Here is a 23,930-nt window from a genome sequence, read left to right on the forward strand (position 1 = left end):
GCCTGCGCGCGGGCGTTGCCGCCGGTCCTCCGCGACCCGGCGGCAGCGGCGGCGCTCTCGAGGAGTCGGAAATGAAAAATGAAATCCAGCGCTACAACGCCAACGAGCGCAGCAACCACTGGGCCGTGGCGATCCTGTTCTTCATGGCCGGGTTGTCCGGGCTGGCGCTGTTCCACCCGGCGCTGTTCTGGCTGACCAACCTGTTCGGCGGCGGTCCCTGGACGCGTATCCTGCACCCCTTCCTGGGGCTGGCGATGTTCGTCTTCTTCCTCGGCCTGGTGGTGCGCTTCGCCCACCACAACCGGGTGCAGAAGAGCGATATCCAGTGGCTCAAGCAGTGGCGCGACGTGGTCAGCAACCGCGAGGAGAACCTCCCGGAAGTCGGCCGCTACAACGCCGGGCAGAAGCTGTTGTTCTGGGTGCTGCTGCTGAGCATGCTGACCCTGCTGGTCACCGGCATCGTGATCTGGCGCCAGTACTTCAGCGCCTGGTTCGGCATCGAGGCGATCCGCCTGTCGGCGCTCCTGCACGCCTTCGCCGCCTTCGTCCTGATCGCCAGCATCATCGTGCATATCTACGCCGGCATCTGGGTCAAGGGCTCGATGGGCGCGATGCTCTACGGCAAGGTCAGCCGCGCCTGGGCGCGCAAGCACCATAACGGCTGGCTGAAGGAAGTCGGCAAGGGCGAGGAGCACTGACGCGTATAGTGTCGCCATCGCCCGACCGGAGGCCCCAGCGATGGGGCCTTTGCATTCATTCCGCGCCCCACCGGGCGCCCGATCGTTGCGGCGCGGCCCACCGGCCCGCCGGCGCAGACCCGAGGAGTTCCCGTGTCACGCACCATTCTTCAGCCGGGGCAGATCGAAGCCGCCGCCAACATTCCCCCGCACCTGCACCAGCCGTCGCGCGACCTGTTCGCCCGCCGCGGCGAGCGTCTGCTGCAACTGGCCGAGGGGCACCCGATGGGCGACTACCTGCGGCTGGTCGCCGGTCTCTGCCGGCTCCAGCAGGCGCTGCTGGACAACCCGCCGGCCCTGGCCCCGCTCGACCCCGAGCGCCTGCGCAAGAGCCGCGAGCACGGCATGCCGCCGCTGGCCTACGACCTGCTGGTGCGCGAAGGCGCCTGGCTGCCCTGGCTGGATGCCCTGCTCGCGGGCTACCCGGCACCGGCCAACGCCGCCGTCGGCGCGGCACTCGAACAATTGCGCGAAGCCGACGAAGGCCAGCGCAAGGCCTGGGCCATCGCCTTGCTCAGCGGTCAGTTCGACCTCCTGCCGGCGGCCCTGGTGCCGTTCCTCGGCGCCGCCCTGCAGGTAGCCTGGAGCCATTGGCTGCTGGGACTGGAGGAGGGCGCGGTGGTCGAGACCGAGAGCCGGACCCTGTGCCCCGCCTGCGGCTCGCCGCCGATGGCCGGGATGATCCGCCAGGGCGGCAAGGAAACCGGTCTGCGCTACCTGAGCTGCTCGCTGTGCGCCTGCGAATGGCACTACGTGCGGATCAAGTGCAGCCACTGCGAGGAAAGCAAGCACCTGGCCTACCTGTCCCTGGAGCATGACGGGCAGCCGGCGGAAAAAGCCGTGCTGCGCGCCGAGACCTGCCCCAGTTGCCAGGGCTACCTGAAGCAGTTCTACCTGGAGTTCGACCGCCACGCCGATGCCCTTGCCGACGACCTGGCCAGCCTGGCGCTGGACATGCGCCTGGCCGAGGACGGCTACCTGCGGCGTTCGCCGAACCTGTTGCTGGCCCCCGGCGGCGAATAGCCGAAGACGCTGCGGGCATGCGCCGACGCGTCTATGATGGGCGTGTCGGTGACCCTACCCTGTGGATAAGGTTTCTCCATGAGTTCCGTTCGCTTGCCTTCGGTCGACCGCCTGCTGCGCAGCGCGGCGGCCGCTCCCCTGCACCAGCGCTACGGCCGCGAGGCGTTGCTGGCGACCCTCCGCGACCTGCTCGACGAACTGCGCGAGCCGGCCCGACGCGGTGCCCTCGCCGAGATCGAACTGAGCGAGGCGGTGCTCGCCGGGCGCGCCGGCGAACGCCTCGCCGCGCAGCATGCCAGCCGCGTGCGGCGGGTGTTCAACCTGACCGGCACGGTGTTGCATACCAACCTCGGCCGCGCCCTGCTGCCGGACGAGGCCATCGAGGCGATCACCCTGGCCGCGCGCTACCCGCTGAACCTGGAGTTCGACCTGGCCAGCGGCAAGCGCGGCGACCGCGACGACCTGATCGCCGGGCTGATCCGCGAACTCACCGGCGCCGAGGCAGTCACCGTGGTCAACAACAACGCGGCGGCGGTGCTGCTGGCGCTGAACAGCCTGGGGGCGCGCAAGGAAGGGATCATCTCGCGCGGCGAGCTGATCGAGATCGGCGGTGCCTTCCGCATTCCCGACATCATGGCCCGCGCCGGCGTGCGCTTGCACGAGGTGGGCACCACCAACCGCACCCACGCCAGGGACTACGAAGCCGCCATCGGCCCGCGCAGCGGCCTGCTGATGCGCGTGCATACCAGCAACTACAGCGTCCAGGGCTTCACCGCCAGCGTGCCCACCGCGCAACTGGCGGCCATCGCCCATGGCCATGGCCTGCCGCTGCTGGAAGACCTCGGCAGCGGCACCCTGGTGGACCTGACCCGCTGGGGCTTGCCCAAGGAACCGACGGTGCAGGAAGCCCTGGCCGACGGCGCCGACATCGTTACCTTCAGCGGCGACAAATTGCTCGGCGGGCCCCAGGCCGGGCTGATCCTCGGCAACCGAGAACTGATCGGGCGGATCAAGAAGAACCCGCTCAAGCGCGCCCTGCGCGTCGACAAGCTGACCCTCGCCGCCCTCGAGGCGGTGCTCGGCCTGTACCGCGATCCGGACCGCCTCGCCGAACGCCTGACCACCCTGCGCCTGCTCAGCCGCCCGGCGGCGGAGATCCGCGCCCAGGCCGAGCGTCTGGCGCCGGCGCTGGGCGAGGCGCTCGGCGAGGGCTGGGAGGTCGCTGTGGTCGACGCCCTGGGCATGATCGGCAGCGGCGCGCAGCCGGTGGCGCGGCTGGCCAGCGCCGCGCTGTGCCTGCGTCCGCGGCAGCCCAGGCGCCTGCGCGGACGCGCCCTGCGCAACCTCGAGGAAGCCCTGCGCGGGCTGCCGCTGCCGGTGATCGGTCGGCTCGACGACGACGCCCTCTGGCTCGATCTGCGCCAGCTCGACGACGAGCCGGGGTTCCTCGCCCAGTTGCCGCGACTGCGGAGCGAGCTGTCGTGATCGTCGGCACCGCCGGGCACATCGACCACGGCAAGACCTCGCTGCTGCGCGCCCTCACCGGCATCGAGGGCGACCGCCGCCCGGCCGAGCGCCAACGCGGGATCACCATCGACCTGGGCTATCTCTACGCCGACCTTGGCGACGGCAGCCCCACCGGCTTCATCGACGTGCCCGGCCACGAGCGCTTCGTCCACAACATGCTGGCCGGCGCCAGCGGCATCGATTGCGTGCTGCTGGTGGTGGCCGCCGACGACGGCCTGATGCCGCAGACCCGCGAGCACCTGGCGATCGTCGAACTGCTCGGTATCCGCCGGGCGCTGGTGGCGCTGACCAAGATCGACCGGGTCGAGCCGCAGCGGGTGCAGCAGGTGCGGACCCAGGTCGAACACCTGCTGGCCTCCGGCCCGCTGGCGCGCTCACCGATCTTCCCGCTCTCCAGCAGCACCGGGGAGGGCGTCGAGGCGTTGCGCGAAGCACTCGGCGGGCTCGCCGGCGAAGTCCGCGAGCGTAGCCGCGAGGGATACTTCCGCCTGGCGGTGGACCGGGCCTTCAGCGTCGCCGGCAGCGGCATCGTGGTCACCGGTACGGCCTTCTCCGGACAGGTCGCGGTGGGCGACGAACTGCTCCTCGGCAACGCCGGACGGCCGGTGCGGGTGCGCGGCCTGCACGCGCAGAACCGGCCCGCGCAACAGGCCTGGGCCGGCCAGCGCGTGGCCTTGAACATCGCCGGCGAGCGCCTCGCGCTGGAACAGATCCAGCGCGGCGACTGGCTGCTGCAGGCCGCGCTGCACGCGCCGACCACGCGGGTCGACATCGACTTCCGCCTGTTGCCCGACGAACTCCGCGACTTCACCCACTGGACCCCGGTGCACCTGCACCTGGGCACCCAGGACGTCACCGGGCGCCTGGCCCTGCTCGAAGGCGAACAACTGGAGCCTGGCCACCGCGCCTTCGCCCAACTGGTGCTGAACGCGCCGATCCAGGCCCTGCATGGCGACCGCCTGGTGCTGCGCGACCAGTCGGCGCAGCGCACCCTTGGCGGCGGGCGGGTGCTCGACGGCGCCGCGCCGGCGCGCAACCGACGAACGCCGGCACGTCTGGCACAGCTTCAGGCGCTGCGCCAGGAAAGCCTGGAGGAGGCGCTGCCGACCTTGCTCGGCGCGGCCGAGAACGGCCTCGACCCGCAACGCCTGGTGCAATCCTTCAACCGCCCGCGCGAGCACTGGCGGCTGCCGGAAGAGGTGGTCGAGGTGCAGACCCGCCTCGGCCCCCGGTTGTTCGCCGGGGAGCGCTGGTTCGCCCTGGTCGAGCAACTGCTCGCCGGCCTGCGGCGCTTCCACGAAGAGCTACCGGACGAACTCGGTCCCGACCGCGACCGCCTGCGTCGCTACGCCCTGCCGCAGCTGGAGCGGCCGGTGTTCATCGCCCTGCTCGACGCCGCCCTGGCCGGCGGCGATGTGCACAGCAGCGGGCCCTGGCTGCACCTGCCCGGCCACGAAGTGCGCCTGAGCGATAGCGAGGAGCAACTGCGCGCGCGCCTCTGGCCGCTGCTCGAAGCCGGCCGCTACGACCCGCCCTGGGTCCGCGACCTGGCCCGCGAGCTGCGCCAGGATGAAGCCGTCATGCGCAACCTGCTGCGCAAGCTGGCACGCCTGGGCCAGTTGCAGCAGGTGGTGCGCGACCTGTTCTACCCGGAAGCCACCCTGCGTCAATTGGCCGAGATCGCCGTGCAGGTGCGCGACCCCGCCGGGCTGATCCGCCCGGCGGAATTCCGCGACCGCCTGGGTATCGGCCGCAAGCGCAGCATCCAGATCCTCGAGCACTTCGACCGCATCGGCCTGACCCGCCGCATCGGCAACGACCGTCGCCTGCGCGAGGGCTCGGCGCTGGCCGAACAGTTGCTCGGCGGCGTCTCGCCCTGAGTCTCAGGGGCCGACGCGCTGCCCCTGGCTCAGGCACTCGATGAACAGCGCGAACAGTTCCGACTGCGAGCCGACTTCCAGCTTGGTGTAGAGATTCTTCCGGTGCATGCGCACGGTCTCCGGGGAGATGTCCATCAGCCGCGCGCTGGATTTCGCCGAGTGGCCGCTGAGCAGCAGGTGGCAAGCCTCGCGTTCGCGGTCGGTGAGCACGCCGCGACCGAAGCCGCGCAGCACTTCCTGAAGGCGCGGGGCGAGGTCGGCCTGCGGGTTCGGCGAGAGGTCGGCGCGCCCGGCGCAGAACTGCCGGGCCAGCTCCAGCACCGGCGGCGCCAGGCCGGCGAGGACGGCGATCTGGGCGTCGCTGTAGCGGCTCGCCGAAAGGCCGTTGTAGAGACAGATCGAGAGCTTCTCGGTGGGGCCGAGGTCGAGGATGTAGTAGACGTCCTCCACCGCTCCGGCGCCGAGGTAGTAGGTCTGGTAGTAGGCGCTCTGGAAGAAGTCGTCGGGGGCGATCTCGCCGAGGGTGTAGAAGCCTTCCGGAAGGCCTTCCTCCACCGCCAGGCAGAAAGGGTCGAGCAGGTAGCCGCGGGAGAAGTAGCGGCGGATGATCGCCTCGCGGAAGCGCTCGGCGATGCCGCGCTCGTAGAGCAGGGTGGGCGCGTGGCCCTTGCGTTCCAGGCTGATCATGCTCGACTCGATCGGCACCAGTTGGTGGATGGCGTCGACCAGCGCGGCGAGGAAGTCGGGTTGGCGCAGGCGCCGGATCGCCAGCGCCAGGTGTTCGTGCCAGCGGTCGAGCGCGTTCGGGGCGATGGCCTGCATGGACGGTATGGCTCGTTCTTGTCGTTGTCGCCGCAGGATAGCAAGCCGCGTCGGCCGCACCCAGCGCTTACCCCAAAATGGGGTATGGCCCGCCGCGCGGTGCTCTTGCACCCTCGGAGCATCCATCCGAGAAGAGCGACAGCCCGATGAACGCAAGACTGCACGCCACGTCCCCCCTCGGCGACGCCGACCTGGTCCGTGCCGACCAGGCCCACTACATGCACGGCTACCACGTGTTCGACGACCACCGCGTCAACGGCTCGCTGAACATCGCCGCCGGCGACGGCGCCTATATCTACGACACCGCCGGCAACCGCTACCTCGACGCGGTGGGCGGCATGTGGTGCACCAACATCGGCCTGGGGCGCGAGGAAATGGCTCGCACCGTGGCCGAGCAGACCCGCCTGCTGGCCTATTCCAATCCCTTCTGCGACATGGCCAACCCGCGCGCCATCGAACTCTGCCGCAAGCTCGCCGAGCTGGCCCCCGGCGACCTCGACCACGTGTTCCTCACCACCGGCGGTTCCACCGCCGTGGACACCGCGATCCGCCTCATGCACTACTACCAGAACTGCCGCGGCAAGCGCGCCAAGAAGCACGTCATCACGCGGATCAACGCCTACCACGGCTCGACCTTCCTCGGCATGTCGCTGGGCGGCAAGAGCGCCGACCGGCCGGCCGAGTTCGACTTCCTCGACGAGCGCATCCACCACCTTGCCTGTCCCTACTACTACCGCGCTCCGGAAGGAGTGGGCGAGGCCGAGTTCCTCGATGGCCTGGTGGCGGAGTTCGAACGCAAGATCCTCGAACTGGGCGCCGACCGGGTGGGGGCGTTCATCTCCGAGCCGGTGTTCGGCTCCGGCGGCGTGATCGTCCCGCCCGCGGGCTACCACCGGCGGATGTGGGATCTGTGCCAGCGCTACGACGTGCTGTACATCTCCGACGAAGTGGTGACCTCCTTCGGCCGCCTCGGCCACTTCTTCGCCAGCCAGGCGGTGTTCGGCGTACAGCCGGACATCATCCTCACCGCCAAGGGCCTCACCTCCGGCTACCAGCCGCTGGGCGCGTGCATCTTCTCCCGGCGCATCTGGGAGGTGATCGCCGAGCCGGACAAGGGCCGCTGCTTCAGCCATGGTTTCACCTACTCCGGCCACCCGGTGGCCTGCGCGGCGGCGCTGAAGAACATCGAGATCATCGAGCGCGAGGGCTTGCTCGCCCACGCCGACGAGGTCGGCCGCTACTTCGAGGAGCGCCTGCAAAGTCTCCGCGACCTGCCCATCGTCGGCGACGTGCGCGGGATGCGCTTCATGGCCTGTGTCGAGTTCGTCGCCGACAAGGCGAGCAAGGCGCTGTTTCCGGAAAGCCTGAACATCGGCGAGTGGGTCCACCTGCGGGCGCAGAAGCGCGGCCTGCTGGTTCGTCCGATCGTCCACCTGAACGTGATGTCGCCGCCGCTGATCCTCACCCGCGAACAGGTCGATACCGTGGTCCGGGTGCTGCGCGAGAGCATCGAGGAAACCGTGGAGGATCTTGTCCGCGCCGGTCACCGGTAAGCGCCGGGGCGCCGCCGGCGCCCCACCCGAACATTCAGGAGAACCCCAATGGACGACAACAAGAACAAGGTCCTGCGGTTGCGCGATGTGGTGCTCTACACGGTCTCGGCGATGCTCTTCATGGACCAGATCGCCCTGGCTTCCTCCCTCGGTCCGTCGAGCCTGTTCTGGTGGCTCTACGTGCTGGTCCTGCTGTTCCTGCCGATGGCCATGATGACCTCCGAGCTGGGCACCGCCTTCCCCGCCAACGGCGGCGTCTACCACTGGGTGCGCAGCGCCTTCGGCTTCCGCTGGGGGGCCCGGGTGTCATGGATGTACTGGGTCAACAACGCACTGTGGATGCCTTCGGTCTACACCCTGTTCGGCAGCATGCTCGGCGCCTTCTATTTCCCCGAGCTGAGCCTCTGGGGCAAGATCGCCATCGGCATAGCCCTGGCGCTGCTCACCGCGGCGTTCAACGTGGTCGCGCTGCGCCTGGGCAAGTGGCTGCCGAACCTCGGCGCGCTGCTCAAGCTGCTCGCGGTGCTCGCCCTGGGCGTCGGCGGCCTGCACTTCGGCTGGAACCATGGCTTCGCCAACGACTTCAGCCTGGACTCCATCGTCCCGTCCTCGCCGGGCCAGATGGCCGCGCTGGGAGTGATGGTCTATGGCATCATGGGGACCGAGCTGGCCTGTTGCAGCGCCGCGGAGATGCGCAACGCGCGCCGCGACATCCCGCGCGCGGTGCTGATCTCCGGGCTGATCGTCGGCGCCTTCAACATCTTCGGCACCCTCGGCGTGCTGGCCGCGGTACCGGCCGAGGAAACCGACGTCACCCGGATCTTCGCCCATACCCTCTACAACATCTACGGCCACGACGGCGCCGGCGGGATGCTCGCCGACCTGGTCGGCGCCTTCGTCCTGTTCACCCTCTTCACCAACATGGTCACCTGGAGCATGGGCACCAACCGTGCCGCGGTGGAAGCGGCCAAGGCCGGCGAGCTGCCGGCGCTGTTCGGCGTGGTCCATTCGCGCCACGGCACGCCGATCGGCTCGGCGGTGCTGGCCTCGGCGGTGAGCATCGTCCTGCTGCTGCTCTACGGCCTGGTGGCGCACACTGCCGAGGAACTGTTCTGGACCCTGCTGTCGATCTTCGCCATGGTTTTCATGATGCCCTATGTGCTGATGTGCCTGGCCTTCGTCCGCCTGCGCCGCGCCGACCCGCGTCCACGGCCCTACCGGATGCCGCTGGGCGACCGCCTGGCCAGTCTCTGGGCGCTGTTCGTCGCGCTGCATGTGCTGGCCGGCATCTGCCTGTTCGTCGTCACCCCCGGCGCGCCGATGGACTGGGCCTACGCCGGCAAGATCGTCGGCGGCGTGGCGCTGGCCCTGGCCGTGGGCGAACTGCTGATCCGCCAGGCGGCGCGAAGGCGCGGCGTGATGTCACTGCGCGGTGCCTACGGTTGAGGAGCGGCCCTGTCGCAACACCGCCTATGGCGTTAATGTGCCGTTAACGCCCTTGGTGGGTAATGGGTCGCAGCGCAACACGGAGAAGGTCGTCATGTCCGAACGAGAGCACTGGCAACGGGTATACGAGAGCAAGCCGTCCGACGCGGTGAGCTGGTTCCAGGCCGAGGCCACGCTGTCCCTCGACCTGATCCGACGCATCGGCGCGCCCCGCGAGGCGGCGATCATCGATGTCGGCGGCGGCGCCTCGACCCTGGTCGACGGCCTGCTCGCCGAAGGCTTCGGCGACCTGACGGTGCTCGACCTTTCCGACGCCGCCCTGCGCGTCGCCCGCAACCGCCTCGGCGCGCGCGGCGAAGAGGTGCGCTGGATCGCCGGCGACATCACCGGCGTCGACCTGCCGGAAGCCACCTACGATGTCTGGCATGACCGCGCCGTGTTCCACTTCCTTACCACTGCCGAAGCCCGCCGCGCCTACGTGCGCCAGGTGATGAAGGCGGTCCGCCACGGCGGCCACGTGATCGTCGCCACCTTCGCCGCCGACGGCCCGACCGAATGCAGCGGCCTGCCAGTCATGCGCTACGACGCCGACGAACTGCACGCCGAGTTCGGCTCCGCCTTCCAGCTCACCGAGCACCGCGACGAACACCACGTCACTCCCGCCGGCCGGGTCCAGCACTTCGTCTACTGCCATTGCCTGAAACGCCTGTGAAGTGCTCCGAGGCTGGGCTACGCTCTGCTCGCCCGGCCATGCGAACGACTTTCCATGACATCCGGCATTTCTTCTTCGGACCCCGGCCTGATAAGCTCCCGTCTCGAGGAAAACCTCTTGCAAATCAAAGAGGAAGGCAATCACGCCCGGTGGCGTGGCCGGACTTCAAATCCGGTGGGGGACGGCAGCCGTTCCTGGGTGGGTTCGACTCCCACTGCCTTCCGCCAATTCTCCGCTCGCTTTCGGCGGCCATCGTGTCTCACAGGATCAAGCGTCTATCTCGGTCCGTTCCAGCAGAAGCAGCGTCTCACCCGTCCCCGTCGTCTCCCTGACCAGCGCTCCCCGCTCATTCCAAAACGCACTCCTGCCCGCCGCCTTCCAGCCACCCGTCGGCCCGCCATGGTTGGCCAGCAGCACGCCCATTCCGTGCTCGCGGGCATAACCGGCCAGTAGGGCCGAGTCGGCCGGGTAGCCGTTTTCTCCGATCAGCGCGCTGGCGATGTAGAGGCGAGCGCCGGCACGGGCGGCGTGGGCCGGGTGGCTGGGTTGGCTGAAGTCGGCGCAGACCGCCAACGCCATCGGCAGGCCGTCGATCTCCAGCAGGGGGCCGCCGTCGCCGGCTGAGAAGTGGCGTTCCTCGCCCGCGTGCAGGTGCTGCTTGGCATAGACGCCGAGGCTGCCGTCGGCGCCGAGGATCAGGGCGGCGATCAGCGGCTTGGCATGCTTCGGCGAGCGCAGCGGCAGGCCGACCACCGTGGTCATCCGTGCCTGCTCGGCGAGCTGGCGCAGCGGTTGCAGCAGGGGCGTGTCCGCCGGCTGGGCGAGGGCGGCGGCAGCGGTGGGTTCGTAGCCGGTGAGCGACAGTTCGGGAAACACCAGCAGGCGCACGCCCCGTGCCTGGGCGATACGCATCAGGCGCAGGTGGTCGTCGAGGTTGCGTGGCAGGTCGGCGGGGTGGGCGCAGCTCTGGGCGGCGGCGATCAGCGTCATGGGGCTGTCTCGGGTATGGATGGCACAAATTCGCCAGTAGAGCCGAAGGCAGCATTTCCGGGAAGAGGCGATTAGCGGCTGCGCTACGTTTGGCTGGGGAGGGCGCTTTCGTCGCCGCGAAGCCGTAAGATAACGCGCTTCATGGCGCGCCCGACGGACGGGTGCGCACGCTTGCCTCGGGAGAACAGGGATGGCCGAGATCAATCCGCTTTCAACGGACCTGCAACAGCAACTGGCGGAGCTGCAGGCACAGGGGCTCGCCTTGCTTGGCGTCGCCGCGGACGAGACGCCGGCGCAGATCGTCGCCGCCGTCACCGACTACGTGCGCGATGCGAGGGAGCAGGGGCGCAGCCTCGACGACGAGGCGGTCTTCGCCCTCGGCGCGCTGATCGGCGCGCAGTACGTGCGTGGCCTCGGCTGGCACTGGGGCGACGTGACCTGGGACGGCGACCCGGACAGCGCCGCCGTCGGCGTGCTCAGCCCCGACGAATCGCTGTTCAACAACCCCATCGGCTGGGTAGGCCAGATCGCCGAAAGCGGCGGCGGGGTGCCGTTCATGCTCAGCTACAACATGATCCTGGCCAACCAGGTGCCGCTGTTCGAGCGGGGCAGCGCCACCGGTCTCTATTGAGCATGCAGGCGGATCGCCGCGACGCGCCGGCCCATCCCGCCAGGCGGGGCCGACAACCTGAACGGCCGGCGTCAGGCGCCGCGACCCGCCGAGCAGCGCCAACCGGCGAACGAGGTGCGGGTGACCGTGGTGGAACAGACGCTGCCTCTGAGAAACCGCGCCTGCGGCGCTTTCCAGGAAGGCAGCCTGGAACGACGCGACTGCCGAGCCCATATCGGGCTGCAATTCCGCGATTGAGTGGGCTGCGGGTTCGCGACTCGGCTGGCCTTCCTGGGAACACTTCTGAGGTTTTCGCATGACGGATCTTGAACACGCGGTGGAAAGCAACCGACGCGCCTGGGACGCGTCCGCCGACAGTCACCTGCGTGGCAGCGGCTGGCAGGAATTGTCGCTGGCGGTACAGGAAACCGGCTTCAGTTGCCTGGACGAGACCCTGGCTGGCGTGCTGCGCAATCTGGACCTGGCCGGCAAGGCGGCGGTCCAGGTCGGCTGCAACAACGGCCGGGAAGTGCTTTCGCTGTACGCCTTCGGCGTCGCGCGGGCGGTTGGGATCGACCAGTCCGCCGCCTTCCTCGCCCAGGCGCGGCAACTGGCCGAGCGCTCGCCGCATCAGCCGCGTTTCGTCGAAGCCAATGCCTACGAGCTGCCGGCCGAGCTGAACGGTCAGTTCGACCTGCTGCTGATCACCATCGGTGTGCTCAACTGGATGCCCGACATCGCGCGCTTCTTCGCCTCGGTGAGCGGCCTGCTGAAGCCGGGCGGGCAATTGGCGATCTATGAGACCCACCCGTTCCTGGAGATGCTCGAACCCGAGTCGGAGCGACCGTTCGAACTGCGCAACGACTACTTCACCGACACGCCCCACGTATCCCGGGAGGCCATCGTCTACGAAGGCAGCGGCAGCGATACCGGCATCGCCAGCTACTGGTACGTCCACCCGCTCGGCGACATCCTCGGCGGGCTGCTCGGCGCCGGCCTGCGCCTGAGTCACTTCAAGGAGTACCCGCACTCGAACCGCGAGGAACTCTACGACCTCTACGAGGACGGACCGCTGGCGATCCCGATGTGCTACACGCTGGTCGCGGTCAAGGCATGACCTGCGTCGAGGCCGGGCGAGGCGCGCCGCTGCGTGTGGTGGTGGTCGGCACCAGCGGGGCCGGGAAGTCGACCTTCTCCGCCGCGCTGGCCGCCAGGCTGGGTTGTACGCATGTCGAACTCGACCGACTCTACTGGGGCCCCGGCTGGCAAGCCGTGCCCCACGAACGCTTCGAGCACGCCGTGGAGCGGGCGACGACGGCGCCGCGCTGGGTCGCCGACGGCAACTACAGCGCCGTCCGCGAGTTGCTCTGGGGCCGCGCCACCCACGTGGTATGGCTGAATTTCGGCCGCTGGACGGTGTTCTCCCGGGTCCTTCGCCGCACCCTGGCCCGGGGCCTGCTGCGCACCCGCCTGTCCCACGGCAACCGTGAATCGCTGCGGATGGCGTTCTGCTCCAGGGATTCGATCCTGCTCTGGTCATGGACCACCTTCGCAGGCAACCGCCGCAAATACACCGGCCTGCGCGAGGATCCGCGGTTCGCGCATTTGCGCTGGGTGGAGGTTGGCGAGCCGGGGAGGGTGGGGGAGGTGATCGAGAGGTTGGTGGAAGCCGCGCTCGCACAGTCGCAGTAGTGAGCGAAGCACGCTATCCGCCTCAGTCCTGGGGCTTGCTTACCCGGCTGCGCAGCGACTCGAAATAGGCTGTATCGGCGGGGCCGCCTGGCGTCGATTCCGCGCCGGCGACCAGCGTTTCACGCAGTTCCCTGGCGTGCGTTTCGCGTTCTCTCCTTACCAGGCCACTCTGTATCATTGGGTGCCGCGTCGCCGCCAGCGCCCGGCCGAGAATCCTTGCGACGACCTCGTCCTTGCCACGGGTATAGGCCTCGCGGTCGGTGGGGTAGCGGCGGGCCAGGGCGTGCTTGGTTTCGGCGTAGAGGCGGGCGTCGTCGGGGTGGTTGCGCAGCCAGTCGCGGAACAGCAGGTAGCGGTCGGCCTGGGCCAGGGGCATGACATGGACATGGTGGGTGCGGCCATGGCCGAAGGGCGGCATGCCTTTGACGAAGAACATCCGCTGGGTGTTCGGGTTCTCGCGCCAGAACTGGTAGCCGAGGCCCTCCAGCGGGGCTACCAGCCGCTGCGGATCGTGGCCGGGCGGCGGCAGCAGGAGGATGTCGATGATCGGCTTGGCGTCGAGCCCGGGCACCGCGGTGCTGCCGACATGCTCGATGCCCAGCCCGGGCAGCGCCAGCGCCGTGCGGATGGCCTCGGCTTCGGCGGCGAAGTGTTGTGGCCAGGCGGGGTCGGCAGGCAGCACCTCGATGCGGTCGTCGTCGGCGTTGCTCCAGCGTTGGCCGTCGAAGCGGGGCGGTTGGGGTGAGGACATGGCGGACTCCGGGGATATGCGGGAGATTGGCGGCGATGGAGAGCTGGGGTAGGGCGAATAACGCCAGCGGCGTTATCCGCCTTCCGCGAGCGGGGTGCGGGTAAAACCCGGGAGTCTCAGACGTCCAGCGCCTGCACCCCTGGATGCTGCGGATCGAACCCATCCAGGCGCATGCGCTCGGCGAATGCCTCCCGCGCCGCGTCTCCCTGGAGAAACGCGCTCCGCGCCGAGGCCCAGTCGTCCGGTTGCAGCCGTACCATCCAGCCCTCGCCGTAGCAATCCCGGTTGATCAGCGCCGGGCGCTTGACCACCGCCGGGTTGCTCGCCAGCAGGGTCCCGGCCAACGGGCTGCGGGCCGAGGAGGCAGCCTTGGCGAACTCGACCACGCCGAAGCTGCGGTCGCGTTCGATGTGCCAGCCGTCGCGCTTGGGGGTGAAGGCGAAGATTTCGCCATACAGCGCGCAGCCGTAGGCGCTCAGGCCCAGGGTCAGGCTGCCGTCGACTTCCTCGCGCAACCACAGGTTGTAGTCCGGGGCGTAGAACAGCCCGTCGGGGAACTCCAGGCCGTGCAGGTTCGCGCTCATAGGGTCAGCACCCGCTCGGATTCGAGGATCAGCCGTGCCAGTTCGCCGCCGCTGGAGATTTCGTCGAGTTCCTCGATCAGTTCGCTTTCGTCGATGTTCACCCCGGGTTGGCGGCACATCAGCAGGCGCGCGCCGGCCTCGCGGGCCTGGCGGATGAAGTGGCGCAGCGGCTCGCCGCCGTCCAGCGCGCGCAACTGGTCGGCGACGGCGCGGCGGGCCAACTGCACGCCTTCGCCGCTGAGGAACAGGGTCACCTCGGCGTCCATGCAGGCCAGCAGGGTGGCGGTGTGGAAGGGCGCGGCGCAGCGGGCCGGGGTGCTCGGGCCGCTGGAGACGATGATGAGGACGCGCTGGGGGTGGGTGTCAGGGTTCAAGGGGCTTGTCCATCTGGATCAGCGCCACGCGCCGGCCGTCCGGATCGTGGCGTTCGGCGATGGCGCGCGGCTGGTAGCCGAGCTGGGTATAGAGCAGCAGCCCGGCGGCGTTGGCGTTGAAGCAGGAAATCTTCATCAGGCGCGCTTTGTACTGTTCGCGGGCGAGGTTTTCCATGACCCCGATCAGGTAGCGGGCCACGCCCAGGCCGCGCGCGGCGGGCGCCACCATCATGTTGCCGAGGGCGCAGAAGTCGCCGTGCTGCCACTGGTAGAAGTTGGCGAAGCCGAGCACCTGTCCGTCGTGCACGGCCACGGTGCTGCCGCGGCGTTCGGCGATGGCGGCGGCCAGCTGGGCGACGCTGAACGGCCAGATCGCCTTGGGGTAGCAATAGAAGAGTTCGTCGCGGTCCTGGGGGAAGCCGGCGACCGTCTCCAGGTCACCGGTCTCCGCCGGGCGGTGGCTGAGCTGCATGTCAGCGCGGCGGGTATTGCGACATGACTTTCTGCACCGTCTCGCGGATCGCCTGCTCGCGCTCGGCCGGGCTCGGCGGGCTGGTGCGCATGATCTGCTCGCCGCTGCCGCGCCAGACCAGTTTGCCGTCCTTGCCGTCGAACAGGTCGACCTGGAGGGTGGCAACCTTGTAATTCACGGTGCGCGTCTCGGCCATCGCCGGGCCGCCCCAGTATCCTCCCCAGTAGCCGCCCCAGTAACCGCCGCCGTAGTTGGTGGTGATCTGGTCCTGGCGATCGTCGACGATCAGGTAGGCGCGCACCGTGACGTCGCCTCTGGCGTTGCCCTGGGCCGGACGCAGGCCGCGCTGGTCGAGCTGCTGGGCGACGGCTTCGCGGATGCGTTGCTCGGTGAGGTCGCTCTTGATGCGTGGGTCGTCGGGGCGGTATTCGAAGGCGGGTTGCGACCAGCTCCAGCTACGGTAGGCGGCGAAGTCGCGGGAGCTGTCGAAGTCGCGGTCGAGCTGGGTGGTTTCGCAGGCTGCGAGGCTGAGGAGCAGGCCGAGCAGCAGGATTCGGCGGATCATGGTTTTTCTCCAGTCAGAGTTCACATCCAAGCTCAGCGCCGGATGAAAGGCAAGAGGAAACGCGGGTTTGAAGCGTCTCCACAAGTAACGTTGGCGAGCACCCGCCCTATAGGGCGCGACGGGAGAATGAAATGAATCGAAGTATTGCGATCCTGCTGCTGGGCCTGTCGCTGACCGGCTGCGTCGAGGCACGCTCGGTGGTACCGGCGGATGGCCCGGGCCCGCTGCTGGTGGCCCATCGCGCCGGCACCGCGGACTACCCGGAGAACACCCTGCTGGCGATCCGCAAGGCGCTGGACAACGGCGCCGACGCGCTATGGTTGTCGGTGCAGTTGAGCGCCGATGGCCATCCGGTGCTCTATCGCCCCGCTGACCTGGCGGTCCTGACCCAGGGCGCCGGTGCGGTCGGCCAGTCGAGCCTGGCCGAGCTGGCGCGCTTGAACGCCGGCTATATGTTCAAGGCCGAGGACGGCAGCTATCCCTACCGCCAGAAGCCGCTGCGGATTCCTACGCTGCGCCAGGCGCTGCGGGCGATCCCGCCGCAGGTGCCGGTGTTCCTCGACATGAAGTCGCTGCCGGTGGAGCCGCTGGTCGATGCCGTGGCCGGCGAGCTGGAGCGGCAGAAGGCCTGGTCGCGGGTGCGTTTCTATTCCACCGAGAAGGCCGCCAACGACTACCTGACGCAGCGCTACGCGGACCGCGCGCGACAGTTCGAAAGCCGCGATGCGACGCGCAACCGCCTGGTCGGCCTGGCCTTCGGCGAGCGCTGCGAGGCACCGCCGGCCGGCGGCACCTGGATGGGCATCGAGCTGCGCCGCGAACTGACGGTGACCGAGCGCTTCACCCTTGGCGAGTCTTCCTACAAGGTGCCGGCGGCGCAGTTGTGGACGCGCAAAGCGATGGACTGCGTGCGCCGCGAGCCGGTGAAGGTGGTGATGTTCGGCATCGAGACCGCCGAGGACTACCGCACCGCGCGCGCCCTGGGCGCCGACGCGGTGATGAGCAACTCGCCCAGGAAGATGGAGGCGATCCGCCGCCGGGTGCTCGCCGATCAGCCCGGCGGGTAGCTCGACAGCGCCCGTTTCACCGCTTCGCGCAGGGCCTTGGCCTGTTCGCTGGCGGAGTCGCCGGAGTCGAACTCGGCGCTGTTGCCCCACACCGGCTGACCGCTGCGGGCGTCGTTCAGCTCGACGCGGACCACGGTGACCTGCACGGTGTAGCTGCGGGTCACCGGGTAGCTGGCGCCATAGCCGTACCAGGGATCGCGCCAGCCGCCGTAGTTGCCGTAGTAGCCGCCGTAGTAGTCGGTAACCTGGCGGGTGCGCAGTTCGTTGCGCAGGAACGCGCTGACCTGCAGGTCGGCCGCGCTGCCCGGCCGCGCCGGGCGCAGGCCGCGCTGGTCGAGCTGCTGGCTGACGGCGTCGCGCAACTGGTTGTCGTCCAGGCCCTGGGGAAAGCCGCTGACCCCGGCGGCGGCCCAGCTCCAGCTACGGTAGCGGGCGTAGTCGCGCGGCGCCGCCGGATAGGCGCCGGGATCGAGGCCGGGATTGGCCGCGGTGGCCGGCTGCGGCGGGTAGGGCAGAGAGCTGGCGCGGTAGGGATTGTCGCCCTGGCAGGCACCGAGGGCGGCCAGGCTGGCGAGTAACGGCAGGATCAACAGTCGCGATTGCATGCTCGACGCTCCGTGGCCGCGCTACGTCGGCGGCCCTTGCAGGCTCAGACTGCATTCTGCGCCTTTCATTGCGGGCGGCACAGCCAGTGCAGGTAGCGGCCAAGCCCGGCAAAGGCCGGGTGGCGGCGGTAGGCCAGTTCCATTTCCACCAGGTCGAGCCGTTCGGCCTTGGCCTGGAACTCGCTCGGCATGTAGTCGTGGAACACCCGCACGCCGCTGCGCGCCTCGATGCGCCAACGCTCTGCCAGCGCCTGTTCCAGCTCGCGCGGGTCGAGCGGGCGCTGCGGGGTCAGGCTCTGCCCCTCGCCAGCGAAGCGTTCCTTGCGCAGCTTGCGGAAGTGGCCCTTGAGCAGGTTGCGGTAGATCAGCGCGTCGCGATTGTAGAAGGCCAGCGACAGCCAGCCGCCGGGTGCGCAGAGTTGGTGCAGCACCGGCAGGATCGCATGGGGTTCGGCCAGCCACTCGAGCACGGCGTGGCAGAGCACCAGGTCGTAGGGCTCGGTGAGCTGGCCGAGCAGTTCCTGCCAGGGCGCCTGGATGAATTCGGCGGCCTGCCCGGCTTCGGCGAAGCGCTGGCGGGCGCCGTCGAGCATGGGTTGCGCTGGCTCGGCGAGGGTTACGCGGTGGCCGCGAGCGGCCAGCCAGAGCGACATGTGGCCGAGCCCGGCGCCGATGTCGAGGACCCGCAGAGGTCGCTCCGGGAGGGCCTCGGCGAGGTCGGCCTGGAGTACCGCGAGGCGGATCGCACCCTTGGCGCCGCCATAGATCTTTTCGGCGAAGCGCGTCGCCAGTTCGTCGAAATGGCGGTCGCTCATGGCAGGAAGCGCCGTTCGCAGTCGGCCAGCTTGGCGCGCACCACCTGTTCCAGGTCGAGGCCGGTTTCCCCGCAGAACAGCAGCAGATAAAGGACGATGTCGCCAACTTCCTGGCCAGCGTGTTCGAGCTGCTCGGCCGACAGCGTGCGCGACTGGTCTTCCGTCAGCCACTGGAAGATCTCCACCAGTTCGGCCATCTCGACGCTGGCGGCCATGGCCAGGTTCTTCGGGCTGTGGAATTGGCGCCAGTCGTTGCGGTCGCGGATGGCGTGCAGGCGCGCGGTGAGTTCGTGCAGGTCCATGGGGGATTCTTCGCGGTGGCGGTAAGCAGCCGCATAGCTTCGGGCTTTGCGCCCGAAGCTTCAAGGCATGGCGGACCGGCGTCAGCCCTGTAGCCGGCTCCAATGCCCGGCCATGTGCGGCAGGTCGTCCTTGCCGCGCAGGCTGAACTGGCCGTCCGCCGCCGCCGCGCTGGCCAGGAGGGTGAGGCTGGCCGGCAGCAGCACTGGCTTCTGGAAGCGCACCTCGACCCGATAGCCCGAGGCTGGCAGTCGCTCGCCGAGGGCGGCCAGGCTGCGAGCCTTGTTCCACAGGCCGTGGGCGATGGCGCGGGGAAAGCCGAACAGCTTGGCGCTGGGCGCCGACAGGTGGATCGGGTTGTAGTCGCCGGCGGCACGGGCATAGCGCCGGCCGATGTCGGCGGGCGCCTTCCAGTTGTCGACCGGCTCCAGCGGCAGCGGCTCCTGCTCGGCTTTCGGCGGAATTTCGCCGGGCACCTTGACGCCGCGGCAGAGCACCTTGCTGTCGCCGACCCAGAGCAGGCCAAGCTGGTCTTCCAGGCGGGTGACGATGCTGAAGGTGGCGCCCTTGTCGTGCGGTTGCAGGTTTTCCACCGCGACGCTCACGGTGAACGGGCCGAGGCCGCCGAGCGCGCGCAGCACGTCGATGCGGTTCTCCAGGTGGACCAGGCCGAGCAGCGGGAAGGGGAAGCGCTTGTCGGTGAGCAGCGCCATCTGCAGCGGGAAGGCGAGGATGTGCGGGTAGGTCGGCGGCAGCAGGCCGTCGTCGCGGAAGCCGCAGACCTGGCGGTAGCGCTCGAGGTGCTTCGGGTCCACCGTGACCTGGCTGCGCAGGCCGCGCTCGGGCAGGGCCTTGCCGCGGATGCCGCGGCGCAGTGCGGCGCGCAGGAACAGGCCGGGCAGGGCGGGTGGGGCGGGCAGGTCGAGCCAGGCGGTGGGCATTGGACATCTCCTCGAAATAGGTGGCTGTCAGCTTAGTCGAGCACCCGCAGCAGGCATTGGCCGCCTGGCCGACGCCGCTGGCAGGGCGGTCAATAGGCTCCGGGATGCGTCTGCATCGAGATTTTCGACCACGCCGGCGGCTAGTCGATCTGAGGGTTTTTCCGTCATGCGGGATGGGTTATTTCTATGGCCTCTCCTTGAGAGGGGATGGCAAAGCTGCCTAAGATGGGCCCGCCCCATGGATAACTAGAAAAAACACCATGCGTGATCTGACCGACGATGTAGCGCTGATGCGCCCGGTGATCGACGCCCTGCGCGCCAGCGGCTGCGATCCGGACCGGGTCCTGGTCCGTGTCGGGCTGCCGCCGGGTGGCCTGCCGGCCGGCCGTTTCCCCCATTCCGCACAGAACCTGTTCTGGAAGGCCGCCGCCGACGAGTGCGGCGAAGAGCATGTCGGCCTGCACCTGGCCGAGCACCTGCCGGCGTTCCACGGCCTGCTCCTGGAATACCTGTTCCTCTCCAGCGATACCTTCGGCGCCGGCCTGCGCCATTCCCTGCGCTACGTACGCCTGCTGTCCGACACCCTGCAGGCGCAACTGGAGGTGGAGGGCGAGCGCGCGGTGCTGTCGCTGGGCGAATCGCCGGCGATCAACCGCCACTTCCCGGAAATGCTCGCCGGCGCGGTGATCCGCCTGTTCGGCGCGCTCACCGAGGGCGAGTTCAAGCCGCTGGAAGTGCAACTGATGAACGAAACCGGCGCGCCGATGGAGCGCTACCGTGCGGTCTACGGCTGCCCGACGATCCTCGGCATGCCGCGCTACGCGCTGGTATTCGATGCCGCGGTGCTGGACAAACCCTCGCGCCACGCCGCCCCGGAACTGCTGCGCATGCACGAGTCGCTGGCGCGCCGGCAACTGGCCGAGGTGGAGCGCCTGGACCTGGTGCGCCAGGTCCGCGAACTGATCGGCGAGTTGCTGGTGGACGGAGGCGCCACCCTGGAGCAGGTCGCCGCGCGCCTCGGCATGCCGGCCCGACGTCTGCGCGAACGCCTGGCGATGGCCGGGGTGCGCTTCAACGACCTGGTCACCGACTACCGCTGCCGACTGGCCAAGGAACTGCTGCTGAAGACCGACGAGCGCATCGAAGTGATCGTCGAACGCACCGGGTTTTCCGAGCCGAGCACCTTCTATCGCGCGTTCAAGCGCTGGGTCGGCGAGACGCCGGTGGAGTTCCGCCGGCGCGGGCAGCAGGGGCGCGGGTAGGGCCTGTCCGAAAGGGGGCTACCGGGTCGGCGTCCTGTTGCCGGGGAGTCAGGGGCCGCCTCAGGCCCCCAGCAGGCTCTGCCCGCACACCCTCAGCACCTGGCCGCTGACCGCGCCGGACGACGGCTGGGCGAACCAGGCCACCGTTTCGGCGACGTCCTGCGGCAGGCCGCCCTGGCTCATGGAGTTCATCCGCCGGCCGGCCTCGCGGATGGTCAGCGGAATGGCGGCGGTCATCTGCGTCTCGATGAAGCCCGGCGCCACCGCGTTGATGGTGATGCCGCGCTTGCCCAGCGCCGGCGCCCAGGCCTGGGCCAGGCCGATCAGGCCGGCCTTGCTCACCGCGTAGTTGCTCTGCCCGAGGTTGCCGGCGATGCCGCTGATCGACGCCAGCAACACCACCCGGCCGTTGTCATGCAGCTTGCCGCCGTCGAGCAGGGCCTGGGTCAGCACCTGCGGGGCATTGAGGTTGACGTTGATCACCGAGTTCCAGAAGTCGCTGCTCATCTTCGCCAGGGTCTTGTCGCGGGTGATCCCGGCGTTGTGCACGACAATATCGACGCCCTCCGGCAGCGCGTCCACCAGTTGCTGCCCGGCGTCCGCGGCGCAGATGTCGAGGGCCACGGCACGACCGCCGAGGCGCGCGGCGAGGCCTTCGAGGGCCTCCCTGGCCGGCGGAACGTCGAGCAGCACCACTTCCGCGCCGTCGCGCGCCAGGGTTTCCGCGATGGCCGCGCCAATGCCGCGGGCGGCGCCGGTGACCAGTGCGCGCTGGCCGGCCAGCGGCTTGCTCCAGTCGTGGACCTGGGCGCTGTTGGCGGCAAGACGGATCACCTGGCCGGAGACGTAGGCGCTCTTCGGCGAGAGGAAGAAGCGCAGTGCGCCTTCCAGTTGGTCCTCGGCGCCCTTGCCGACGTACAGCAACTGCACGTTGCCGCCGCGACGGATTTCCTTGCCCAGGGAGCGGGTGAAACCTTCCAGGCTGCGTTGCACGCTGGCGGCGACCGGGTCCTTGAGAGACTCGGGGGGGCGTCCGAGGACCACCACCTTCGGGCATGTGTCGAGGCCCTTGAGCACCGGCTGGAAGAAGTCGCGCAGCGCCACCAACTGCTCGAAGCGGGTCAGGCCGCTGGCGTCGAACAGCACCGCCTTGGCCCGCGGGCTGTGCTCGGCGGTCCAGCGCGGCAGCTCGAACTGTCCCTCGACGGCGGCGAACACCGCGTCGGTCAGCTTGCCGGCGAAGGGCAGCACGGCCTCGGCCAGCGCGCCGCTCCCGCCGATCACCAGCGGGCCGTCCACCGGGCGCACCCGGCCGGCCTGCCAGCGCTCCAGGCGCAGCGGGGAGGGAAGGCCGACGGCGCCAACCAGGCGGCGGCCGACGGGGGAGTTGGCGAAGGCGATGTAACGATCGGTCATGGAACGGGCTCCCGGTGGAAAGGCTCCAAGGCTGAAGGTGGATTCCGCCGGCCAACGATGCCGAGGGAACGCGGGTAACAGTGTGGACAACTCTACGCAGCCACCTGTTCGCCGCAATTGACCGCGCTGACCGGGATAACGGCAGGGCGGCCAATGCGACGCGACCGGCTAAGGTTAGCCTGTGCGCCACTGACCGCTCAGTTAACGGGTCGAGCCTCGGCTCGGCGTAAACGATTCCAGCAAGGAGTTCTTCCATGACCCAGCTGCGCCGGGTCGCCATTGTCGGCGGCAACCGTATTCCCTTCGCCCGCTCGAACACCGTGTACGCCACGGCGAGCAACCAGGAGATGCTCACTTCCGCCCTGGAAGGCCTGGTGGAGCGCTACAACCTGCACGGAGAGCGCCTTGGCGAGGTGGTGGCCGGCGCCGTGCTGAAGCATTCGCGCGACTTCAACCTGACCCGCGAATGCGTGCTCGGTTCGCGCCTGGCCCCGGAAACCCCGGCCTACGATATCCAGCAGGCCTGCGGTACCGGCCTGGAGGCGGCGATCCTGGTGGCCAACAAGATCGCCCTCGGGCAGATCGACAGCGGCATCGCCGGCGGCGTCGATACCACTTCCGACGCGCCGATCGGGGTCAACGAGGGCCTGCGCAAGATTCTCCTCGAGGCCAACCGCGGCAAGAGCAACCTGGACAAGCTCAAGAGCCTGCTGAAGATCCGCCCGCGCCACGTGGTCCCGGCCATCCCGCGCAACGGCGAGCCGCGCACCGGGCTGTCGATGGGGGAGTCCTGCGAACTGATGGCGCAGACCTGGCAGATCCCCCGCGACGAGCAGGACAGGCTGGCCTTCGAGAGCCACCACAAGCTGGCCGCGGCCTATGAGGAGGGCTGGCAGAACGACTTGATGACGCCGTTCCGCGGCCTGACCCGCGACCAGAACCTGCGCCCGGATATCGACCTGGAGAAGATCGGCACCCTCAAGCCGGTGTTCGAGCGCGGTTCGCGCGGCACCCTCACGGCGGCCAACTCGACGCCGCTGACCGACGGCGCCTCGGTGGTACTGCTGGCCAGCGAGGAGTGGGCGAAGGCGCGCGGCCTGCCGATCCTGGCCTATTTCAAGGACGGCGAGGCGGCGGCGGTGAACTTCGTCGATCGCCAGGAGGGCCTGCTGATGGCGCCGGTCTACGCGGTGCCGCGGCTGCTGGCACGCAACGGCCTGAGCCTGCAGGACTTCGACTACTACGAGATCCACGAGGCCTTCGCCGCCCAGGTGCTCTGCACCCTGAAGGCCTGGGAAGACCCCGAGTACTGCAAGACCCGCCTCGGCCTCGACCAGCCGCTGGGCTCCATCGACCGCAGCAAGCTCAACGTCAAGGGCAGCTCACTGGCCGCCGGCCACCCGTTCGCCGCCACGGGAGGACGGATCGTCGCCAACCTGGCCAAGCTGCTCTCGCTGGCGGAGCAGGGACGCGGGCTGATTTCCATCTGCGCCGCCGGTGGGCAGGGTGTGACCGCGATCATCGAGCGGTAATCCAATAGGGCGAGCGGCCTTGTCGCTCGACGATGTAAGCAACTCCGTGACTTGGGCGGTGCCGTGCGAACGGGACCGCCTTTTTTTTTGCTGGCGCCCTACGGTTCGGGTTCGTCGGCGGCGTTGGAGACAGCGAATTCGACGCTTGTACGGAGAATCCCCTCTCTCTTCAGGGAGAGAGTTGGGGTGAGGGCGGCTCCGCTATCGGCCGGGAGTGCCGCTGCGGCGGATAACGCCGTTGGCGTTATGCGCCC

Annotated in this window: 25 protein-coding genes and 1 tRNA gene; 14 read left to right on the forward strand and 12 right to left on the reverse strand. The window is 69.2% G+C overall.

Annotated elements, in window-relative coordinates; genetic code table 11:
- Positions 1–71: 71 nt before the first annotated feature.
- The 4 genes from HMPREF3014_RS31955 (at position 72) to selB (ending at position 5,167) form a co-directional block, all read left to right on the forward strand.
- Positions 72–698, forward strand: coding sequence for a formate dehydrogenase subunit gamma (locus HMPREF3014_RS31955; RefSeq protein ID WP_003095316.1), 627 nt, complete (start codon positions 72–74; stop codon positions 696–698).
- Between the two features lie 132 nt (positions 699–830).
- Positions 831–1,760 (forward strand): formate dehydrogenase accessory protein FdhE, encoded by a 930-nt coding sequence (gene fdhE, locus HMPREF3014_RS31960; protein WP_003116089.1) that lies wholly within the window; start codon positions 831–833, stop codon positions 1,758–1,760.
- 78 nt (positions 1,761–1,838) lie between these two features.
- Positions 1,839–3,245, forward strand: a complete 1,407-nt coding sequence (selA, locus tag HMPREF3014_RS31965) for an L-seryl-tRNA(Sec) selenium transferase (protein WP_003125395.1) — start codon at positions 1,839–1,841, stop codon at positions 3,243–3,245.
- Positions 3,242–5,167 (forward strand): selenocysteine-specific translation elongation factor, encoded by a 1,926-nt coding sequence (selB, locus tag HMPREF3014_RS31970; protein ID WP_003102294.1) that lies wholly within the window; start codon positions 3,242–3,244, stop codon positions 5,165–5,167. Before selA ends, selB begins: the two co-directional genes overlap by 4 nt.
- 3 nt (positions 5,168–5,170) lie before the next feature.
- Here selB and HMPREF3014_RS31975 read toward each other — a convergent pair whose 3' ends face one another.
- Positions 5,171–5,854 carry a helix-turn-helix transcriptional regulator gene (locus HMPREF3014_RS31975; protein WP_073624868.1) on the reverse strand — a complete coding sequence of 228 codons (684 nt, stop codon included), beginning with the start codon at positions 5,852–5,854 and terminating at the stop codon, positions 5,171–5,173.
- A 281-nt stretch (positions 5,855–6,135) separates the two neighbouring features.
- On the opposite strand from HMPREF3014_RS31975, the gene HMPREF3014_RS31980 reads away from it, so the two are divergent.
- From HMPREF3014_RS31980 to HMPREF3014_RS31995, 4 genes are all read left to right on the forward strand, one after another.
- On the forward strand, positions 6,136–7,542 hold the full coding sequence (locus HMPREF3014_RS31980; RefSeq protein ID WP_003158735.1) for an aminotransferase: 1,407 nt from the start codon (positions 6,136–6,138) through the stop codon (positions 7,540–7,542).
- Between the two features lie 48 nt (positions 7,543–7,590).
- The gene (locus HMPREF3014_RS31985; RefSeq protein WP_003102289.1) at positions 7,591–8,988 is read left to right on the forward strand and encodes an APC family permease; all 1,398 of its coding nucleotides are present in this window, start codon (positions 7,591–7,593) and stop codon (positions 8,986–8,988) included.
- A 94-nt stretch (positions 8,989–9,082) separates the two neighbouring features.
- Positions 9,083–9,700: a class I SAM-dependent methyltransferase gene (locus HMPREF3014_RS31990; protein ID WP_003095305.1), complete on the forward strand. Its 618-nt coding sequence runs from the start codon at positions 9,083–9,085 to the stop codon at positions 9,698–9,700.
- A gap of 131 nt (positions 9,701–9,831) precedes the next feature.
- Positions 9,832–9,927 (forward strand) — tRNA-Sec (locus HMPREF3014_RS31995).
- Positions 9,928–9,967: 40 nt separating this feature from the next.
- Here HMPREF3014_RS31995 and HMPREF3014_RS32000 read toward each other — a convergent pair.
- Positions 9,968–10,690, reverse strand: coding sequence for a carbon-nitrogen hydrolase family protein (locus HMPREF3014_RS32000; protein WP_003095301.1), 723 nt, complete (start codon positions 10,688–10,690; stop codon positions 9,968–9,970).
- Positions 10,691–10,952: 262 nt separating this feature from the next.
- Here HMPREF3014_RS32000 and HMPREF3014_RS32005 point away from each other — a divergent pair, with 262 nt between their 5' ends.
- The 3 genes from HMPREF3014_RS32005 to HMPREF3014_RS32015 all read left to right on the forward strand — a co-directional run bounded on the left by HMPREF3014_RS32005 (position 10,953) and on the right by HMPREF3014_RS32015 (position 12,992).
- Positions 10,953–11,321, forward strand: coding sequence for a hypothetical protein (locus tag HMPREF3014_RS32005; protein WP_003114628.1), 369 nt, complete (start codon positions 10,953–10,955; stop codon positions 11,319–11,321).
- A 295-nt stretch (positions 11,322–11,616) separates the two neighbouring features.
- Entirely contained in the window at positions 11,617–12,417 is an 801-nt protein-coding gene (locus HMPREF3014_RS32010) for a class I SAM-dependent methyltransferase (RefSeq protein WP_003095295.1), read from the forward strand.
- Positions 12,387–12,992: a P-loop NTPase family protein gene (locus HMPREF3014_RS32015; RefSeq protein WP_196495816.1), complete on the forward strand. Its 606-nt coding sequence runs from the start codon at positions 12,387–12,389 to the stop codon at positions 12,990–12,992. Before HMPREF3014_RS32010 ends, HMPREF3014_RS32015 begins: the two co-directional genes overlap by 31 nt.
- Positions 12,993–13,014: 22 nt before the next feature.
- On the opposite strand, the gene HMPREF3014_RS32020 is transcribed toward HMPREF3014_RS32015, so the two are convergent.
- From HMPREF3014_RS32020 to HMPREF3014_RS32040, 5 genes are all read right to left on the reverse strand, one after another.
- The gene (locus tag HMPREF3014_RS32020; RefSeq protein WP_023087847.1) at positions 13,015–13,743 is read right to left on the reverse strand and encodes a GrpB family protein; all 729 of its coding nucleotides are present in this window, start codon (positions 13,741–13,743) and stop codon (positions 13,015–13,017) included.
- 116 nt (positions 13,744–13,859) lie between these two features.
- Positions 13,860–14,327 (reverse strand): glycine cleavage system protein H, encoded by a 468-nt coding sequence (locus HMPREF3014_RS32025; protein ID WP_003121090.1) that lies wholly within the window; start codon positions 14,325–14,327, stop codon positions 13,860–13,862.
- Positions 14,324–14,701, reverse strand: coding sequence for a DsrE family protein (locus HMPREF3014_RS32030; RefSeq protein WP_023087846.1), 378 nt, complete (start codon positions 14,699–14,701; stop codon positions 14,324–14,326). The genes HMPREF3014_RS32025 and HMPREF3014_RS32030 overlap by 4 nt, the downstream gene beginning before the upstream one ends.
- The gene (locus tag HMPREF3014_RS32035) at positions 14,691–15,173 is read right to left on the reverse strand and encodes a GNAT family N-acetyltransferase (protein WP_003111411.1); all 483 of its coding nucleotides are present in this window, start codon (positions 15,171–15,173) and stop codon (positions 14,691–14,693) included. Before HMPREF3014_RS32035 ends, HMPREF3014_RS32030 begins: the two co-directional genes overlap by 11 nt.
- Before the next feature lies 1 nt (position 15,174).
- Positions 15,175–15,738 carry a DUF4136 domain-containing protein gene (locus HMPREF3014_RS32040; RefSeq protein WP_003095282.1) on the reverse strand — a complete coding sequence of 188 codons (564 nt, stop codon included), beginning with the start codon at positions 15,736–15,738 and terminating at the stop codon, positions 15,175–15,177.
- Between the two features lie 131 nt (positions 15,739–15,869).
- On the opposite strand from HMPREF3014_RS32040, the gene HMPREF3014_RS32045 reads away from it, so the two are divergent.
- Positions 15,870–16,805 carry a glycerophosphodiester phosphodiesterase family protein gene (locus tag HMPREF3014_RS32045; protein WP_003102260.1) on the forward strand — a complete coding sequence of 312 codons (936 nt, stop codon included), beginning with the start codon at positions 15,870–15,872 and terminating at the stop codon, positions 16,803–16,805.
- Here HMPREF3014_RS32045 and HMPREF3014_RS32050 read toward each other — a convergent pair.
- The 4 genes from HMPREF3014_RS32050 to HMPREF3014_RS32065 all read right to left on the reverse strand — a co-directional run bounded on the left by HMPREF3014_RS32050 (position 16,790) and on the right by HMPREF3014_RS32065 (position 19,466).
- Entirely contained in the window at positions 16,790–17,410 is a 621-nt protein-coding gene (locus tag HMPREF3014_RS32050) for a DUF4136 domain-containing protein (protein WP_003102259.1), read from the reverse strand. The genes HMPREF3014_RS32045 and HMPREF3014_RS32050 overlap by 16 nt on opposite strands.
- A 65-nt stretch (positions 17,411–17,475) precedes the next feature.
- A complete protein-coding gene (locus HMPREF3014_RS32055) occupies positions 17,476–18,225 on the reverse strand; it encodes a methyltransferase domain-containing protein (RefSeq protein WP_023087845.1) in 750 nt (249 codons plus the stop codon).
- On the reverse strand, positions 18,222–18,527 hold the full coding sequence (locus HMPREF3014_RS32060) for a nucleotide pyrophosphohydrolase (protein WP_003102255.1): 306 nt from the start codon (positions 18,525–18,527) through the stop codon (positions 18,222–18,224). The genes HMPREF3014_RS32055 and HMPREF3014_RS32060 overlap by 4 nt, the downstream gene beginning before the upstream one ends.
- 81 nt (positions 18,528–18,608) lie before the next feature.
- Positions 18,609–19,466, reverse strand: a complete 858-nt coding sequence (locus HMPREF3014_RS32065) for a MaoC family dehydratase (protein ID WP_003095272.1) — start codon at positions 19,464–19,466, stop codon at positions 18,609–18,611.
- 260 nt (positions 19,467–19,726) lie between these two features.
- Here HMPREF3014_RS32065 and HMPREF3014_RS32070 point away from each other — a divergent pair, with 260 nt between their 5' ends.
- Positions 19,727–20,728 carry an AraC family transcriptional regulator gene (locus HMPREF3014_RS32070; protein WP_003095270.1) on the forward strand — a complete coding sequence of 334 codons (1,002 nt, stop codon included), beginning with the start codon at positions 19,727–19,729 and terminating at the stop codon, positions 20,726–20,728.
- 60 nt (positions 20,729–20,788) lie between these two features.
- Here the strand turns inward: HMPREF3014_RS32070 and HMPREF3014_RS32075 are convergent, their stop codons facing one another.
- Positions 20,789–22,144: a 3-oxoacyl-ACP reductase gene (locus HMPREF3014_RS32075; protein WP_003161349.1), complete on the reverse strand. Its 1,356-nt coding sequence runs from the start codon at positions 22,142–22,144 to the stop codon at positions 20,789–20,791.
- Between the two features lie 254 nt (positions 22,145–22,398).
- Here HMPREF3014_RS32075 and HMPREF3014_RS32080 point away from each other — a divergent pair, with 254 nt between their 5' ends.
- A complete protein-coding gene (locus tag HMPREF3014_RS32080; RefSeq protein WP_003102247.1) occupies positions 22,399–23,676 on the forward strand; it encodes an acetyl-CoA C-acetyltransferase in 1,278 nt (425 codons plus the stop codon).
- Positions 23,677–23,930 lie beyond the last annotated feature (254 nt).

Source organism: Pseudomonas sp. HMSC065H01, from assembly GCF_001815235.1.
Taxonomy (GTDB): domain Bacteria; phylum Pseudomonadota; class Gammaproteobacteria; order Pseudomonadales; family Pseudomonadaceae; genus Pseudomonas; species Pseudomonas aeruginosa.